The organism is Leeuwenhoekiella blandensis MED217, from assembly GCF_000152985.1.
GTDB classification, from domain to species: domain Bacteria; phylum Bacteroidota; class Bacteroidia; order Flavobacteriales; family Flavobacteriaceae; genus Leeuwenhoekiella; species Leeuwenhoekiella blandensis.
Genome location: NZ_CH672395.1, coordinates 745,508 through 764,677, shown reverse-complemented (window position 1 = coordinate 764,677; position 19,170 = coordinate 745,508). Strand labels below are relative to the sequence as shown.

Genomic DNA, 19,170 nt, shown 5'->3' with positions numbered 1-19,170 from the left:
TCAATATGTCAATTAACTCCTCCCTTATTAAAGAAGATCATTTATCGTTAGATGTCAAGGAATCGAACCTCTCTTTTTATTACCAAATCATCTCGTTTTCAATGTGCGTTGCTCTCTGCGAAAGCGGCTGCAAATATACAAACCTTTTTTATTACTAAACAAATAAAATTTAAAGTTTTTTTTGGGCCTTTTTTTAGTCGCTTTTCTAAGAACTAATCCGCTTTCCTTGCCGAAAAACGGGAGGGCAAAGATACTACCCTTTTCCCTTTATAAACAAGCTTTTTTTAAACTTTATTTTTGACGCCGTCAAATGGATTTCACAACCAATGACTTGTCTAAAACAAAAATTCTATCATTAGTAAATTCCCCACGAGATCAACCCGGAGGCACTTTACTTTATCTGCATTTCTATGAACGTAAAACCGTTTTTTATATCCGATTTTGGAGGCGCAAATATAGAACGATTATCTAACCCCACAAGCACTTTTTGAAAGTATTTTTAAATTAATTTACTACTGCCTTGTTTACAGTTGATTACATTCTTAAAGTTTTTGGAAAAACTTCTAGATATACTCATACAATCAAAATAACAAACGATCGAAGCAGCTTCTAAAAAAGCAAAATCCCGAATTTTACTGGATTTACTCGATGAACTGCACAGAAAACAATAGCAATTAGCACGAAAAAAAGCTTGGGTTAGGGATTGAGCGGCATGTTTGAGCTCTTATTGCGCTACCAAAAGCGCAATAAAGCGAGTAGCGAAAGCCCGGTTGCTGTCAAAAACAGCAAAACCCTATAAAAAGAAATTCCACACCAGACCAAAGCGAAACGTGAAATCACGATAGGGATAACCCGGTGCTGAATAATAATCTGAAGGACTTACCAAAGAATTGATATGTTCGGCAATAAAAAAGATGCGCGTCTGACGCACTTTCATATTGAAAAATAGATCCAACAATGGGAATCCACCCAGTTGCTGATCATTTTGAACATAGAATTCAGCTAAAACAGGATCGTAAGCATTCATATTGTACTCAGTAAAATAATTAAACCTGAAACCGGTTTGTACAAAAAGGGCTTTTTGAAACCATTGATCTGTATAATATAACGTATTGCGCGTGATCACTTCGGGTACATTCAAATAACTCATACCCGAACTTACGTTTTGATACGCTACCGTATTATCAAGTGCAAATTTTCCGAATCTGAACTCCTTATTAAGTTTCAGCTTTAAATATGTAACATTTTCTCCCGCCTGAAAAGATTGGGTTAACCCCAAATCGTTCTTAGCGAAATAGGCATAATCTGCTATATTAACCAACTCAGCCGATGCGTTTAGCCAATTATTAGATTGCATATTAAAATACAGCGAACTGGTTTTTACATTATCATAAGCTTCTGCATTAAACCAATTGTAATTCTCGTAACTGCTTTGATAGAGCAAATGATTATAATTTGCAGGCGCCGAATTGATATGTATACCTCCTGAAAAGTTAGCTTTATCCTTTAATTCATAAGAAGCTTCTGCCTTAAAATCTAATCCAGAGAAATCACCCACAACATTTGTTTGCGCTTCACCTTTTAACTGAAAACCTCTATACATTTTTTTATAAGCAGCACCCACAGCAATTAAATCACCTTGAATACCATTAGGAATACGTCCCTCTTCTTGAATTAGAACCGAATTATACCCGTAATTATAATAGGTATGGTTTGCTTGGAAGTTTAAAGTCCCCAATATGTCATTGGAATATTCGACAAACACACGATTATTAAACTCTTCAAGGTCGGTACGATCTACCAGATTTGACGTCACAAAGGAATTACCAAACAAGGCTGTTGCGGGAGAAGCCTGCTCATATCTATAGAATTTATCTTCATAATTGAGAATATGCCCAACTTGTATTCGGTTTTTGGAGATGCTATCATTTTGTGGAATCAGATCGTACCGCTGATTTAAATAAAAGCGCGCACCATCAAGTATGTTTTCAGCATCTTCAAAATTAACAGAAAGTCGTGCTCTATCATTAAATTGAGAATTGCCGCTGGCGAAATTCAGCAGTGCCTGATCGGTCAATCCACCGTTTTGCTGATTCATCAAATCCTGAGCTACATAATGCGCTTTTAGATCGTAGCGCTTATTCTTTGTTTGATAGTTAAGCGTAAATCTGAAATTTCCTGTACTCGTTAGAAAATTTTGATACTTTCCTAAACTGCGAAGCCCTTTGTAAGCAATAGAGAAATTGAAACGCTTGGATTTGTTCATTGTAAAAAAGGCATCCAAATTTTGCCCTTGAGAGAATACACTCTTATAATACAACTCCGTCAATGGTGTTGGCACCTGATAGTAATTTATATCAGCGACTTCCATATAGTTAAAATGACGTGCACGCGCACCAAAAAGCGGCCTGATGTTTTGTGTAGAAAAATCATAAGCCAAGGTATTGTAGGTCTGTCCTTCGTTTGAAAATGGTAATAACTCAAAATTATCTTTACGCAAGTAATTGTATTTATACAATTTTTCTACAGTAAGTGAAGTATCTACAACAGTCGTGTCATTTTCTACTGAGATAATTTTATAAAGATCTATTGCTGGGCGCTCCTGCTTTTCTCGTTTTGGAGATCGAGCAGAACGCTGCTTATCTAAAGTATCTCGCATAACACCGTCCCGATTAAAACGTGCATCTTGAGCTTGAAGCGACAAGGAGGTTGCTATAAGAAAGAAAAATAAAACAAAGTATCGCATTACAATCATTTGGTCCAAAAATAGGACAATTAAACGTAAAGAAACTTGGAAAAGTATGACATAAAAAAAACCGCCCAATTGGGCGGTTCTCTTTTTGTATTAAAACAAATATGTTTAATTAATTACCATCCTGGATTTTGCTGATCAGCTAAATTCGGGTTAATAGTTATGTCAAATGTAGGAATACCCCATATAAATTTAGGATTAGATGCCTCTACACTTTTAGTAAAAGTATTTTCGCCTTGTAATAACAACATCTCATTTTGAGGATCTCTACGCGTAAAGCCCTCGTCCCATCTTTTTAAGTCATCAAGACGGAAACCTTCGAAAGCAAGCTCTCTAAACCGCTCATCTCTAACCGCTGTTTGAAGTGCGTCACCCGAAACACTAACGGCATCAAGTCCTCTTGCTTGACGTAGCGCGTTTAAAGGAGTTAAAGCATTCGCTCCAGGAATATTCAAAGCACTTTCCGCAGAGATCAAATACATCTCCGCCACTCTAAATACCTTAGGCGCCTGTTGATAATTTGTATTCGCAGCTGTAAACAATTCTGGATTACCTGGATATTTATTTACTATCCAAATATCTGAATACTCCAACCCACTAATTCTTACCGTTTCATCATTTGTAAAATATACATTTTTACGGATATCATCATCCTCATACATATCTACAACCCATTGTGCAGGTATAGCATCAGGTAAGAAAACATCATCAGCACCATTATATCTTAAATAAACATCATTAACATTAGCCAATTCATTAGGCGCACTAACAAAAAGTTGCATAATCACTTCTTGAGAAAAATCATTAGTCCACATTCTGTTAAGGCCCTCCTCAGTTGTGATCAAAGGATAACGTCCTGAACCAATTAACTGATCTGCTAACGCCTTAGCGCCTTGCCAGTCGTGCATATAAAATCTAACACGAGCCTCTAAAGCACGTAAGATATCAATATTGAAACGCTGGGCACCAGAGCTACCAGCAACTTGAGATAAAGCTGGTCTCGCAGCGTCGATATCTGCTAATATTTGCTGGTAAACCTCTTCAACAGTATTTCTTGAGGGTCTTGCCTGCAAATCGTATTCCAAAACAATTGGCACTCCTAAATCTGAAGCCGCTGATGATGGATCATAATCTTGCGCAAATCGCACAACTAAATTATGATAGTAAAAAGCTCTTGCCAAATAAGCCTCAGCTCTGTATTGATCAAGCTCATCTTCCTCAGCTTCATCCTCCGTAACAATTGTTTCAAAACCAGCCAAAGCTACATTAATATTATTTATAGCCGAATAATAATTGCTCCAATGACCAGCTAATAAACCATCATCTGCTAAAAACCCTTCCCATCGATATGGAAAACCATTACGGTTACCATATTCAAGTGTTAAATTTAATTGATCTGCCTGAATGTCTGTCGCATATGTAAATGCTCCGTAAACACTTCCTCTCAAACTGGCATATAGGCCGGTATTCCAAGTCGCAGCATCTCCTACAGTTTGGAATGATTGTGTCTGTTCAATAGAATCATATGGAAAACGCTCAAGATCATCACAACCCACAAGCGCAACCGATACCAGAAGACACTTTATAATATTTTTAAATATATTCATTTCTAGAATTTTTAATTTTTATTACTAAAATTGAAAGTCTACTCCAAATATCAATTGTTTGGTATTTGGGTTAGTTCCTAACGCAACATTCGTATCAACTTCAGGATCTGGACCTAAGTACTTCGTCCAAGTTAGCAAGTTTCTTCCTGTCATATAAACTTTCACATTATCAACAAAACCAATCTGACGCATCAACTCTTGCGGGAAATTATACCCTAAAGTCAAAGTTTTCATACGAATGAACGAAGCATCTTCAATTAAGTTTGAATCAAATTGCGTAAACTGAACATTAGCTCTTGGGAATAAAGTTTGATCTCCGGGTTCTCTCCAAAAATCTTGTACTCTATCATTTTGATTAAACCCAGCAAAAACATTAGGATTTTCAAAGAAATATCTTCCGTTATTGATCATATACTTGCCACTACTGAAGGCAAAGTGAGACTGCAAGAAAATTCCTTTATAATTTGCTCTTAATCCAAATCCACCATTAAAAGGCGCATAACGATCAATTCCTGTATTCTGCTGAAGCGCAGCAGTATTAAACTGATTAGTTACTGCATCAGGATCTTGTCTATTATTAACAATCTGATCTGGATCTTCATTAGGTAAATACCATTCCGCATCACCATTATCTGGATTCACACCAGCAAATACTGGATAGAAATAACTTACAGGCTGACCTACCGCCCAAGAAACTCCTGTATTAGGAATAATCCAGTAATCACGACCTTGGAATAACTCTGTAACTTTATTTTGGTTATAGTTCAAGGTTACGTAAGGAGTAATCGATAAGTCCTCATTCTTCACAACATCAAATTCTAACGCTACGTCAAAACCATAGTTCTTAAGAGACCCTGTATTTTCAGTAACCTCATCGAAACCTGTGGTATACGGATAAGGTACATCGATCAACATATTTGAAGTTGTACGCTCATAGTATTCAACAGTTGCTCTTAACTTGTTGAATAATCCTAACTCTAAACCAACTGAGGCAGCCTCTTGGCTCTCCCACTGTAAACCAGGATTCCCCGGAGTATTTAATTGCCATCCCGTTTGTCCTTGGTATTGATTAGTACCAACAAGCGCATAACTATTATAAAATCCAATATCTGAGTTACCAGAAGTACCAATGTTAGCTCTTAAAACTAAATTATCTAACCAATTAACATCGGTTAAAAAGTTTTCATTAATCACATTCCAACGTGCTCCAACTGCCCAAAACGTAGCCTTTCTATTATCACGCCCAAAACGAGAAGAGCCGTCTTCACGAATTGTAGCATTCACAAAATACTTCCCATCAAAACCATAGGTTAATCGTCCGAAAAAGGACTCCAAACTCCACTCTTCCTTATAATGCTCTACATCTCTATTAGTAGGTCCTTGCTCCAATAAAATAAGGCGATCATCTGTTTGACCAGTAGAAATAGCAGCAAAACGCTCTCTATTAAAATCAGAAAATTCATGCCCACCTAAAACCGTTAGCTCATGTCTTTCAGCAATGTTAAAATCATATTCAACAGTGTTCGACACAGTCATCAAGACATCTCTTCTGAAGGCCTCATCTGTTCGTCCATTATTCAAAGATCCAACATTTGAAGGCAATCTTCTGTCAGTCTCTCTTTCATCAAAACCATCAAACCCAATAGCAGAACGCATTGTCAATCCATCCAGAGGCGATAATTCTAAAAATGCAGAAGGGTTAACCTGAAAACGGTTACGATCGTACGGATTCTTATTTGCTAAATAGACCGGATCATATCTATTCCAACCAGGAATCACTCCTTCATAACGCCCTCCTGTTTCAGGATTGATTGGAGAATAAAATGGCTGAGCTAAAGGTGCCAAACCACGATTCGTACTATTTGACCCATAAGGATTTGTTTCATCTGTCACATAAGCCATACCGATATTGATCCCGGTTTTTAACCAATCCGTAATATTTGTAGTCACATTACTTCTAAGGTTAAATCTTTCAAAATCAGATCTATACGCTAAACCTTCCTGCCCATAGTAAGCACCAGAAATGAAATAAGAAGTTTTTTCACTACCTCCTTGCGCACTAATATTAACTTGCTGCATAGGAACATCTTCCTTATAATAGTACTTATACCATCTTGTATCAGCATTATTTTCAGCTAAGATGCCATCGATTTGTCCTTGACTATAGATACCAGCATCTACCCAGAAATTGGTAAGCTGCTCTGTATTCATAAGACGCTCAAAGAAATCAGTGTTTGCCAGATTTGAAAAACCATACTGAACACCAACATTAATAACTGGCTCTGCATTCTTACGTCCCTTTTTAGTCGTAATTAATACTACACCATTTGCTGCTCTAGAACCATAGATCGCAGTTTCAGAAGCATCCTTTAAAACTGTCACATCCTGAATATCTGTCGGGTTTAGTCTGGTAAAAATTGCAGCATCTACCTGAAAACCATCAAGTAATATAAGAGGAGTAGAACCAGCTCCCAAAGAACCGTTTCCTCTCAAGCGTATACTTGGGGTTGCACCTGGCTCACCTGAAGATGAGAAGATCTGCAAACCTGCAACTTGACCTTGAAGTCCATCAACGATGTTTGCTACTGGTCTATTCTCTAAAATATCCCCAGAAACTTGAGCAACAGAACCAACAACGTCTGTTTTATCTCTAGTTCCATAACCAACAACTACAACTTCATCAAGAGCTTCACCTGCGGTCATTTGCACATTAATTGTAGAAGCAGATCCTACAGTTTTTTGTTGCTCTTCAAAACCTACATAGGTAAACACCAAAACTTGATTTACCTGTGCATTGATGGAGTAATTACCATCAAAATCTGTTTGAGTACCATTTGTAGTTCCTTGAACCACAATGTTTACACCAGGGAGTGGTAATCCCTCCCCATCAGTTACCGTTCCGGTAACAGTTTTTGCTGAGCGAAAGTCAACTGTGTTAAAAACAGCAAACCTAGCGCCAAGCACCACGTAATTTTTGATTTCATAAATTAATTTATTTGAATTAGCCGTCACAAACATCATAAAAGTTTCTTAGAACCGCAATAAAAATCATAAGAAAATCACAACACCAATTCATAAATATGCAAAAACATGCCTAAAAACAAGATTTAACTAACGATCCTACAACGTTATAGAATTTTTGTTGAATATATTTTAATCATAGTTAAAATTTACAAATAACTGAAATTAAGAAACATACACCTTACACAAAGCAATTAGCTCATACTTCAAGAGTTTAATTAACATCAATAATTTGACTAACTATTATCGCATAAAAAAACCGCCCAATTTGGGCGGTTTCAATTCAATATAAACTTAAATTGTTTTAGTATCCAGGATTTTGATCTTCGACCCCTATAGCAGAATTTCTTTCAATCTCTTGTTGAGGGATTGGAAAGAGATTATTACGCTCTGCAATAAATACACTACTTGGTTTTGACTGAACCACTTCATCCGCAATGCCTAATCTAGTTATTGTAAAATAACGATCTGATGATTCTGCATAAAACTCCACAAAACGTTCGTGCGCTATAGCTTCCACCACATTAGCCGAAGTTAAAGTTACAGCAGGAAGATCTTCACCTGCTCGCTGTCTAACCTGGTTGATAAAAGATGATGCAGCCGGATCATTTCTTCTCGCTGCTAACTCAGCTTTCATCAAAAGAACATCTGCATACCTAAACACATAAGCATCATCGCTTCCATTACCAGGATCTCCGTATTTACCTATATCGTTAGCAGAAGTAATTAGATTAGCTCTTGTATCACCGTCTTCAAATTCTGCAGTCAGAAGAGCACTAGGTCCAACCTCTCCCCTACCTGCATCTAAATAAAAGAAAGCATGATTACTTCCGTCAGTTTCATTAAAATCGATAGCAAATATAGTTTCTGAACTACTAGCTACCAAGCCACTTCCTGAAGCCGGATTACCAAATAATGCTGCATAATCGCTCTCTAAACTATATCCCGCACTTAAAACAGGAGCCAAAGTTGATTCTGCCTGAGAGTAATTTCCCATCTCCATTTCTATCTTAGCTTTCAACACTCTAGCTGCATTTTTGTTAAAAAAATAAATACCTAATCCATCCGGTATTTGATTTACAGCTGCCGAAACATCAGACATAATTTGAGAATAAACTTCAGCAACAGAGCTTCTAGGAACCGGGTTGTTGTCGATATCAGAAGAAGTCGTAAACGCATCTGTCACCAAAGGAACACCGCCAAAAGTCTTTACTAATTTGTAATATAGCAGTGCCCGAGCAGCTAATGCCTGACCACCAATTCTCTCCTGAGACTCTTGACTTATTCCGAAATCTGGATTAACCACAGAATTAATGATTAAGTTAGCATCATAAATCGCAGAATAATGGTTATTCCAATAAGTAGTAACATCTGTGTTATTAAGAGCAGGATCGTTACCTCCTATCTCAGCCAAACTGGGGAAAGAACCGGTATGCGAAATTTCATCTGCATATAAACCAGTAACAAAAGTATCATACCCACCATAGTTACGACCTAATTGTAAGGCTCCATACATTCCTATAAGAGCACTTTCAGCAGATGAAACGTCAGTAATAATACTTTCACCAGGAAGATTCGTAGTGGGGGTAGTTTCGACAAAATCGTCTGCACAACCTACCGCAAATAGGCTGAAGCAAACAGCACTATATAATATATTTCTAATTTTCATATTTCTTAAAATTTAAGGTTAAAACCTAGTTTGTAGACTTTATTTAAACCTTGAGTAAAAAAGTCAGTTCCTCTAGAAGCGTTTGAATTACCAAATGTGTTAACTTCAGGATCAAGTCCAGAATAATCTGTCCAAGTCACTAAATTATCTCCACCAATATAAACTCTTAAAGAAAGGTCCCTTCCTAACATTTCAGGGCTAAAAGTATACCCCAATACAACCTCTTTTAAACGCACATATGAAGCATCTTCAATAAAGGCTGAACTATCCTGATTATTATATGATTGTAAAGAACCTCTTCGAGGCCTTGGCAAATCAGTATCTGTATTTTCTGGAGTCCAATAATTTAATTGACTTCTAAACTTATTAAAGTTTACACTACCACTAGCTCCTCCAAACGCATTAGAATTATTAAAGATATCTTTATCTTCTTCAAATTGAAAATTCCCAGATAGATCAAAACCTTTATAAGTAAATGTATTTCTAAAATTCCCTGTCCATTTAGGCAAAGGATTACCCATAAAAGCTCTATCATTTGCATTGATATTTCCATCTCCATTAACATCAACGTATCTTCTATCTCCCGGCTGAACACCTCTATCAACAAGAGCCTGAGGAATATCATCTCCTTCTTGCCATAAACCGTCTGCTAACAAACCGTAGAATGCCCCTAAAGGCTGACCAACCGCTAATCTTGTAGCAAAACCTGCATCAATTGGAATAAACTCACCTGCTGCATCTGTTTGTAAAGAAAGTATTTCATTTTCTAGGTATGCAGCCTGAAATTGTGACGTCCAGGTAAATTCTCCCGTTAAAATACGTGCATTAATGGAAACCTCATGACCAGTATTTCTAATCTCACCTACGTTAGCTGCAACTGATAAAAATCCAGATGAATTCCTTAAAGGTCTAGACAACAAAACGTCAGTAGTCTCTTTATTATAGTAATCATAAGTAATATCAATTCTATCAAAAAGAGTAATATCAGCTCCTAAATCTATTTGTGTAGTAGTTTCCCAAGATAAATCTGGTGCACCAAGTTGCACAATAGAGGTTCCTGGCCTAGGACCATATCCAGAAACACCAGCTAAGAATCTTGAACCAAAATTACCAATACCAGATTGATTACCCGTTTGCCCCCAAGATGCTCTTGCCTTAAAGTTGGTCAGAACATTGTTTTTAAACCAATCCTCTTCTGAAATTAGATAACCTCCTGATACAGCTGGAAAATATCCAATTGCGTTTCCTGAACCAAAAACAGAAGAAGCATCCGCTCTCATCGTCCCTTCTAAAAATAGCTTATCTTGATAAGAGAGTCCTACTCTTCCAAAATAAGAGAAAATTTTACTCTCTGTAATAGAGTTATCTGCAGTAATTGGCACTGCAGCCGATGCTGGATACATAAGACCTGCCGGCAAACCAGTACCGTTTAAACCTGTGTTATCAATGTTTGTACCTTCAAAAGAAAAACCTCCTAATGCATTAATATTGAAATTATCACCAATATTTTTAACATAATTCAATGTATTGGTAACATTCCATCTATTGATCATCCTAATCTCTTTAGTAGTAGAACCATTTGAAGGCGCTCCTCTTCTTGTCGTAGCTGGAGTAAAAATCAATTCTTTAAAATCAATTCTCTCCAAAGACCCTCTAGAATTCAATGTTAGATTGTCTGTAAGCTTATATGTTAAGCCTAAGTTAGAAAACATTCTAAAAGTTCTAGAGTCATTTTGATCAACTAAAGCATTCTGCAAAGGATTGGAAAATGTGAAAGGAGCTGTATTATATGTACCATCCTCATTAAACAAATCGTTACCGGGTATTTCAAGCACTGAAGTTGTTAGAGCACCATAAATATTATTATCTCCATTTACACGAGAGTTGTCAGATTGCGAGATAGTAGTTCCAACATCAATACTAAGCTTATCAGAGGCTTGAAAATTCCCATTAAATGTTAATGACCTTCTATCAAAATCCTGCCCCTTAAGAACCCCCACCTGTTTAAAATCTGTAAAGTTTACATAAAATCTAGCTTTTTCAGAACCCCCAGATAGCGTTGCATCTATTTGCTTTACAATTGGCGAACCCTCTCTATAGATGGCATCTACATATGTATCACCAAAGTCTGAATTGTAAAACTCTTCTGAAGCAGTGTAGCCAAAAGCATTAGACCATATACCAGCTCCATCTGTACCAAATTGCGAATCTAAAGCTATATCAGCCCATCTAAAATACTCACCTGCAGTAAACACTTCATAACGCTTAATTTCCTCTTGAAAACCAGTGTAAGAGTTAATTTCTATTTGAAATTTTCCAGCCTTACCTTCTTTAGTAGTTATCAAAACAACTCCATTAGCCCCACGAGCACCATAAATAGCAGCAGAAGAAGCGTCTTTCAACACTTGAATTGATTCAATATCACTGAAATTCAAGTTTGCAATAACGTCATTAGTCTGTCCTCCAACAGCATTTGAACCAATACTTCCAGAAAGAACTGGAACGCCATCAACAACGTAAAGTGGTTCATTAGATCCATTGATAGAACTAGCTCCACGAACTCTTACAGAAAATGCACCACCAGGAGCACCAGAGTTTTGGTTTACTTGCAAACCATTAGCTGCACCTTGTAAGGCTCCAGAAATTGTAGGTGTTGCAATAGACTTAATTTCCTCAGCCTCAACCTTCGCCACCGAAGTTGTTAAAGATTTTCTTGTTTGCTCTCCAAATCCAACTACAATAACCTCGTCTAAAGATTCTCCTGCAGTCAACTGAACATTAATTGTAGAAGCAGACCCTACAGTTTTTTGCTGCTCTTCAAAACCTACATAGGTAAACACCAAAACTTGATTTACCTGTGCATTGATGGAGTAATTACCATCAAAATCTGTTTGAGTACCATTTGTAGTTCCTTGAACCACAATGTTTACACCAGGGAGCGGTAACCCCTCCCCATCAGTTACCGTTCCGGTAACAGTTTTCTGCTGAGCGAAAGTCAGCTGTGTTAAAAACAGCAAACCTAGCGCCAAGCACCACGTAATTTTTGATTTCATAAAATTAATTTATTTGAATTAGCCGTCGCAAACATCTTAAAACTTTCTTAGAATTGCAATATAATTCTTAACATAAACTTAAATTAAAATGTTAAAAATGTAAAAACAAAGGCTTATATAGATTGGTTTTTATAAAATCTACAACGTTTTACTAAATGCATTAACAATTATTTAAGAAACATATTAATTTTTCAGAAGCGTTTGATTTCCAGAAAAATAAAAACCAAAACATGTCTTTAAAATCGTATTCTCAAAATATATTGACTGAATGTGGCATTGATGAAGCCGGACGCGGATGCCTTGCAGGACCAGTAACTGCAGCCGCGGTGATCCTACCACAATCCTTCAAAAACAAGATTTTAACTGATTCTAAATTACTTACGCATAAATCACGAGAATTATTGCGACCTGTTATAGAACAGGAAGCGCTTGCCTTTGGTATCGCTCACGTATTCCCAGAAGAAATAGATGAGATCAATATTTTAAATGCCTCCATTAAAGCGATGCACCTTGCTATTGAAAAGCTCAAGCAGCAACCGCAACATATCTTGGTTGACGGCAATCGCTTCAAACCTTATAAAGAATGCTCACACGAATGCATCATTAAAGGAGACAGTAAGTTCTTGTCTATAGCCGCGGCTTCTGTATTGGCAAAAACGGAACGAGATCGTTATATGACGGACTTGCATATGCAATTCCCTCATTATAATTGGAAAAAAAACAAAGGCTATCCCACAAAAGAACACAGACAGGCCATCAAAGAATTTGGAATCACTTCACATCATCGCAAAAGCTTTAAGCAACTTCCCGAACAACTTCGGTTAGACATTTAAGAGAATTTCAACAATACTGCTCTATAAAGAGTACTTACCTTTGCATTAACACTTAAAACTTACTTAAGCATGCGGAAGATAGCTCTAGCATTCGGTTTCCTCCTTTTACTTTTAAATTGCGAACAAGCCCCTAGCACCAGCACAAATCTCATACATCTCATTCCGCAAAAATCGGCTGCTATAGTTCGAATTCCAGACTGGGAAGATTTTGAAGCTTCTTTACAAGTTAATGAGCCAATAAACCTACTCAAAGAAACACAACTACACCAAAGCCTAAGTGCTTACGCTGCGCTTTTTCAACATTTTGAACCGCAAGATGACACCTATCTATCTTTTGTTGCCTTAGGTGATGATGATTTTGATCTTGCGCTCATAACCAAAAATCATCCTAAACTAATCAGTAAGGATTCTTCTTTTAATCAGCAAGCACAAACTTATGACTACGAGGGCACTACAATCAATTCTGTTGCAATCAACGACGACTATCTTCACTTTTTTTCTAAGGATGCTTTCTTTATTGCCAGCACGTCAAAACTTGTTCTGGAAAATGCCATCCTACAAAATAACACCGGCAGAGATCCTATTGACGCTTCCTTAGAACAAATGATCAAAACAAGTAATAGCTCAAGCCCTAATCTCTATATAAAAGGCTCTTATTACAAACGCATACTTAAACATACTATTCCGCAATTAAAGTTTCAATCTTCGCAGACTCCTTTCAATTGGCTTGCGCTGGATATTGATCTTGATAATAAAGACGCCCTAAACTTTAGCGGTGTACTTACTTCGTCTCAAGATGGCAATCAAACGCTCGATCTTTTAAACGGTTTAAAACCCGCTAGTTCAAAATTACCAGCTGTTGCTCCGGCACAAAGTCGAGCAGTTGTTAGTTTCAGTAATCCTGATTGGGAGACCTATAAAGAAAATCTGGCTGCTAAACGCAATGCTTCTGCAAAAGAATTTACGGTTGCTAACGAAGCGTTTTTTAAATCAATAGATGAAGTAGCTGTGGTTTACACACAAACAGATCAGTTATTGCTTGCAAACAGTGGTAATGTTTCTGCATCAGAACTTGCTCTCGCGCCCATTTCTACAGAGATCGAGCGTTTTAGAGACTTGCCAATATACCAAGTATCAGACTCTACCTTTTTAGAAGAAGCTTACAAAGAACTTTTAAACCCGGGAATTACACATTATTACGGTTTTGTTGAAAACCACTTGGTATTTACAAATACGCTCACGCATCTAAAGGATTTCATCGCAAATTATCAGAATGACGCAACGCTCAAGAATACTGTAGGTTTTTCTGAATTGTCAAAAAAGATGAGTGACGCCTCAACACTTTCTTATTACGGAAATACCGAAATACTTTCAGGATACATCAGTGAGAAACTGAGCAAAAAACAGGGTAAAATTCTTAATCAAATCGATTTTACTGATTATCCGGCAGTGATGCTTCAGTTGGTTCAAGCAGATGATTTCACCTATGTAAATGCACTAACGCATAAAATTTCAGCGAAAACTGAAGCTTCTCAGATCGTACAGGTAGCTAGCGTCACGCTAGATAAAGACCTCCTTAATGCTCCACAGATGTTGCATAATTACCGTACAAAAGGTCAAAACATTTTAGTTCAAGACATCAGCAACACTTTATATCACATCAACGCTAGCGGAAAAATCGAATGGAAAAAAGAGCTTGATGGTCCTATTTTAGGAGAAATTCAGCAGGTTGATCTATATAAAAATGGTCGATTGCAATATGCTTTCACCACGCCTTCTCATTTTTATATCATTGCGAGTGACGGCACAATCGTTCAACCTTTTGACAAGGATTATTCTGAGATCACTCAACCACTTGCCGTTTTTGATTACGACAGAAGCCGTGATTATCGTTTTATCATCGCACAAGGCAGCGCGTTAACGATGCTTGACCGAGAAGGAAAAAAAGTGAAGGGTTTCACCTATACCCAAGCGCCTTCAACGCTTAAAAACGCACCACAACACATAAGGTTTGGAACTAAAGATTATATCGTAATCCAGCTTGAGAACGGCCAACTTGAAATTTTAAATCGTCGTGGAGAGACGCGCATCAAAACCACAGAAACTTTTGCCTTTTCAGACCAACCTGTTTTTGAAAAAGCCAATAACTTTCTGGTATTTGAAAAAAATGGAACGCTTTCAAGCATTTCGCAAAGCGGAAAAATCACGCGCAAGCAACTTCAATCAGGAAGTGATACACAATATGATCGCCTACAAAAAACCGAAGCGATTCTTACCCCTGAACAACTTAGTATAAACAACAAAAAGATCACCATTGATCTAGGTATTTATAAGGGACTCCAAGTTCTTAAAGTTAAAAATGCCTATTACGTCACACTCACCGATTTACAGAATAATAAAGTATATGTTTACGGAAGCGACGGGAATTTACTTCCTAACTTTCCGGTTTATGGGGCTTCTGAACTCGATTTTGGCAGCTTGAACTCAGCTACCGACTTAGGCTTCGTAACTAAAGGAGAACCTGACAGCATCATCATTTACCAGATCAACTAACTTATAAACCACTTAAAAACAAAATGTTAAAAGGGGTTTTGCCTCTTTTAAAAATGCACCTCAACTTCTACCTTTAAGTTCTGATAGCTCCCTACTCAGTAATCCTCAATACTGTGACGCTGTTTCCCCTACACGTTTGTAGCATTAAAAAACAGCTTATGAAAACCTCAACTCTTTTTCTAATAGGTAGTTTGATATCTAGTAGTCTTTGCGCTCAGAATTTGTGCACCGAAGATAGTTCGCTCTCAGAAAACACCTCGTTTGAAATTTCCTTCTACGGCAGCTCCAATAATTTAATTGAGGTTAGTCATTTCAATGTTACTGGCACTTTCAATACTGCTGATGGAAGAAAAGCAATTATTGCACAAACAAATAGAGACACAACAACTACCGAAAAAGAAAAATATTATACTATAGAATGTAACGACGCTGCTCTCTTGATCAACAATAAAAATATCATTCCTGCATATGTTTTTGAAGAATTTCATAATATGGATTTGAACGCTACCTCAAGCAGTCTTTCCATACCTAAAGAATTACACGTAGGCCAAAAACTAAGCAATGCCGATTATACAATTGAGATCGAAGTCACTCCTATAAAACACCGTTTACATTATTTTCTTACCGATAGAATTGTGACATCAAAAGAAACGATCAATACGCCTGCAGGTACTTTTGAATGTTATTTGATCGAATCGAAAACACATATGAGACCTCAAAATAACAATACCGGAAGCGTAAAGCAATGGTTTGCAGAAGACATTGGCTTGATAAAACAAGTAGATTATAATCTTGAAGGCGCTATCACAGGCATTAACCTTTTAACCGATTTAAAATTTTAGCTATACGCTCGCTTTTTCTACCAATTCTGCCTCAAATAAATCAGAAAAATGTTTTAGAAGCTTTGGCTTTACTTCATCAAGAGGCACTTCACTGCGACCTAACTCTACGTTAAGCGAGGTCACTGCTTTCTCTTTAATTCCGCAGGGAACAATATTATCAAAGTATCCCAGATTAGCATTTACATTAAATGCAAAACCGTGCATTGTCACCCATCTACTGGCACGTACACCCATCGCACAGATCTTTCGTGCAAACGGAGTTCCAACATCTAGCCAAACTCCGGTTTCACCTTCAGAACGTTCGGCTTTCAAACCATATTCTGCCAAAGTTAAAATGATGGTTTCTTCCAGAAGCCTTAAGTATTTATGAATATCGGTAAAGAAATTTTCAAGATCTAAAATAGGATAGCCTACAATTTGACCAGGGCCATGATACGTGATATCCCCGCCTCTGTTGATTTTATAAAAAGTAGCATTTTTCGCCTGGAGTTGCTCTTCAGAAACGAGCAAATTACTTATATCCCCGCTCTTACCCAAAGTATACACGTGTGGATGCTCAACAAACAAAAAGTGATTAGGCGTAGCGAGATCAGTTTCTTCACGCCTGTTTTTGATTTTTAGATCTAAAATCTCTTTAAACAGTTGCTCTTGATAATCCCAAACTTCCTTGTAGTCGCGATTTCCTAAATCCTGTACCTCTACTTTCTTATTCATACGGCAAAGATACAACACATTTTAACCAGCACATAACCACCAGAAGTATCAAATAGCTCAATTAATTAGCGCTTGTTTACAATGACCAATGCAGCGATCACTCCCGGAATCCAACCGCAAAACCACAATACCGTTACTATTAAAACAGAACCACAGCCTTTATCCAGTACAGACAAGGGTGGCAAGAAGATGGCGATAAGCGCCCTAAAAAAACTCATTTTTGATTTGATTTATGATGATTGATGATCTATAAGACACAAATGATAAGCTTTCGTTACAGTTATTGATTTCTCGACTGCGAGTTGCTATATTTGCGGGCTTAAATATAGACAGCATTATGCAACTTTCAGAACAGGAAATTATTAGACGCGAGAAACTGGCAGGTTTACGCAAATTGAACATAAATCCGTATCCGGCAGATTTGTATCCGGTAGATCATACTTCAGCAAAGATAAAACAGGATTTTGAAGACGGAAAGAAGGTGGTTATTGCCGGAAGATTGATGTCTAGAAGAATTCAAGGTAAAGCCTCATTTGCCGAGTTGCAAGATTCAACCGGTCGCATTCAAGTATACTTTAACCGTGACGAAATTTGCCCGGGAGACGATAAAACACAATACAATGACGTCTATAAAAAGTTACTAGACATTGGTGATTTTATAGGTATTGAAGGTGAACTTTTTACTACTCAGGTAGGTGAAAAGACCGTAATGGTTAAAAAATTCACACTGCTTAGCAAAGCACTTAAACCATTACCATTACCTAAAGTGGATAAAGACGGAAACGAATTTGATAAATTCAACGATCCTGAAATGCGTTATCGCCAGCGTTATGCAGATCTTGTGGTAAACCCAAAGGTTAAAGACGTTTTTGTAAAACGCACCAAGCTATTTGCTGCAATGCGTAATTTCTTTAACGATAAAGGGTATTTTGAAGTAGAAACTCCTATTCTACAATCTATTCCCGGAGGTGCTGCAGCGCGACCTTTTGTTACGCACCACAACGCATTAGACATTCCGTTGTATTTGAGAATTGCTAACGAGCTGTATCTAAAAAGATTGATCGTGGGTGGTTTTGATGGTGTTTATGAGTTCTCAAAAAACTTCAGAAATGAAGGAATGGACCGCACCCACAATCCTGAATTTACCGCTATGGAAATCTACGTAGCCTACAAAGACTACAACTGGATGATGGCGTTTACCGAAAAGCTACTCGAGCATTGCGCTACAGCGGTTAACGGTACTACTGAAGCTACCTTTGGAGAACACAAAGTAGATTTTAAAGCGCCCTACAAACGCGTTACGATGACTGATGCAATCAAACAATTCACTGGTTTTGATATCACAGGAAAATCTGAAGCAGAACTTCGCGAGGCAGCTTTAGGAATGGGACTTGAGGTTGATGAAACTATGGGTAAAGGTAAATTGATCGATGAGATCTTTGGTGAGAAATGTGAAGGTAACTTCATACAACCTACGTTTATCACAGACTATCCAAAAGAGATGAGTCCGTTGTGTAAGGAACATCGTGAAAATCCTGAGCTAACCGAGCGTTTTGAATTAATGGTTTGCGGTAAAGAGATCGCCAATGCGTATTCAGAATTGAATGATCCTATTGATCAGCGTGAGCGTTTTGAAGAGCAACTTAAACTCGCAGCAAAAGGTGACGATGAAGCGACAGAATTTATTGATCAGGACTTCTTAAGAGCCCTCGAATATGGGATGCCACCAACTTCTGGTTTAGGAATAGGGATGGATCGTTTGATTATGTTCTTGACCAATAATCAATCTATACAGGAAGTACTATTCTTCCCACAAATGAAGCCTGAGCGCAAAAAAGTGGAATTAACAGAAGAAGAAAAAACCATTTTCACTATTCTGAAAAAGGAGCAAAGCATTGCACTTGACGCTTTAAAAGAAGCTTCTGGTTTAAGCAATAAAAAATGGGATAAAGGAATTAAAGGCCTTACCAAGCAAAAACTCGCTAAGGTTGAAAAAGAAGGAGAGCATCTAACGGTTACTCTAGTAGATTAACTCCTGCATTTTCTAAATAACGTGAAAGCCCGATTCAGTTTTGAGTCGGGCTTTTTGTTTTAATTCAAACGTTAAAATCAGCTCACTAAATAAA

General features: G+C 37.4%; 11 protein-coding genes. 4 read left to right on the top strand and 7 right to left on the bottom strand.

All coding sequences use genetic code 11. The annotated features are described in order from the left end of the window. Positions 1-793: 793 nt before the first annotated feature. The 5 genes from MED217_RS03265 to MED217_RS03245 all read right to left on the bottom strand — a co-directional run bounded on the left by MED217_RS03265 (position 794) and on the right by MED217_RS03245 (position 12,102). Positions 794-2,746, bottom strand: coding sequence for a putative porin (locus MED217_RS03265; RefSeq protein WP_154648897.1), 1,953 nt, complete (start codon positions 2,744-2,746; stop codon positions 794-796). A 122-nt stretch (positions 2,747-2,868) separates the two neighbouring features. Then, a complete protein-coding gene (locus tag MED217_RS03260; RefSeq protein ID WP_009779053.1) occupies positions 2,869-4,359 on the bottom strand; it encodes a RagB/SusD family nutrient uptake outer membrane protein in 1,491 nt (496 codons plus the stop codon). 24 nt (positions 4,360-4,383) lie between these two features. Beyond that, positions 4,384-7,380, bottom strand: coding sequence for a SusC/RagA family TonB-linked outer membrane protein (locus MED217_RS03255; RefSeq protein WP_154648896.1), 2,997 nt, complete (start codon positions 7,378-7,380; stop codon positions 4,384-4,386). A 304-nt stretch (positions 7,381-7,684) separates the two neighbouring features. Next, positions 7,685-9,049 carry a RagB/SusD family nutrient uptake outer membrane protein gene (locus MED217_RS03250; RefSeq protein WP_009779051.1) on the bottom strand — a complete coding sequence of 455 codons (1,365 nt, stop codon included), beginning with the start codon at positions 9,047-9,049 and terminating at the stop codon, positions 7,685-7,687. Positions 9,050-9,054: 5 nt separating this feature from the next. Next, on the bottom strand, positions 9,055-12,102 hold the full coding sequence (locus MED217_RS03245; RefSeq protein ID WP_050759314.1) for a SusC/RagA family TonB-linked outer membrane protein: 3,048 nt from the start codon (positions 12,100-12,102) through the stop codon (positions 9,055-9,057). A 230-nt stretch (positions 12,103-12,332) separates the two neighbouring features. Here MED217_RS03245 and MED217_RS03240 point away from each other — a divergent pair, with 230 nt between their 5' ends. From MED217_RS03240 to MED217_RS03230, 3 genes are all read left to right on the top strand, one after another. Further along, complete coding sequence (locus tag MED217_RS03240) at positions 12,333-12,935, top strand: ribonuclease HII (RefSeq protein ID WP_009779049.1); 603 nt, start codon at positions 12,333-12,335, stop codon at positions 12,933-12,935. Between the two features lie 69 nt (positions 12,936-13,004). Then, entirely contained in the window at positions 13,005-15,488 is a 2,484-nt protein-coding gene (locus tag MED217_RS03235; RefSeq protein WP_009779048.1) for a hypothetical protein, read from the top strand. 158 nt (positions 15,489-15,646) lie between these two features. Further along, a complete protein-coding gene (locus tag MED217_RS03230) occupies positions 15,647-16,330 on the top strand; it encodes a TapB family protein (RefSeq protein WP_009779047.1) in 684 nt (227 codons plus the stop codon). On the opposite strand, the gene lipB is transcribed toward MED217_RS03230, so the two are convergent. Together lipB and MED217_RS18695 are read right to left on the bottom strand one after the other, a co-directional pair. Beyond that, positions 16,331-17,044 carry a lipoyl(octanoyl) transferase LipB gene (gene lipB, locus MED217_RS03225; protein WP_009779046.1) on the bottom strand — a complete coding sequence of 238 codons (714 nt, stop codon included), beginning with the start codon at positions 17,042-17,044 and terminating at the stop codon, positions 16,331-16,333. Positions 17,045-17,109: 65 nt separating this feature from the next. Next, positions 17,110-17,262 (bottom strand): YqaE/Pmp3 family membrane protein, encoded by a 153-nt coding sequence (locus MED217_RS18695; protein ID WP_083777975.1) that lies wholly within the window; start codon positions 17,260-17,262, stop codon positions 17,110-17,112. Positions 17,263-17,381: 119 nt separating this feature from the next. On the opposite strand from MED217_RS18695, the gene lysS reads away from it, so the two are divergent. Next, positions 17,382-19,076 carry a lysine--tRNA ligase gene (lysS, locus tag MED217_RS03220; RefSeq protein ID WP_009779044.1) on the top strand — a complete coding sequence of 565 codons (1,695 nt, stop codon included), beginning with the start codon at positions 17,382-17,384 and terminating at the stop codon, positions 19,074-19,076. Positions 19,077-19,170 lie beyond the last annotated feature (94 nt).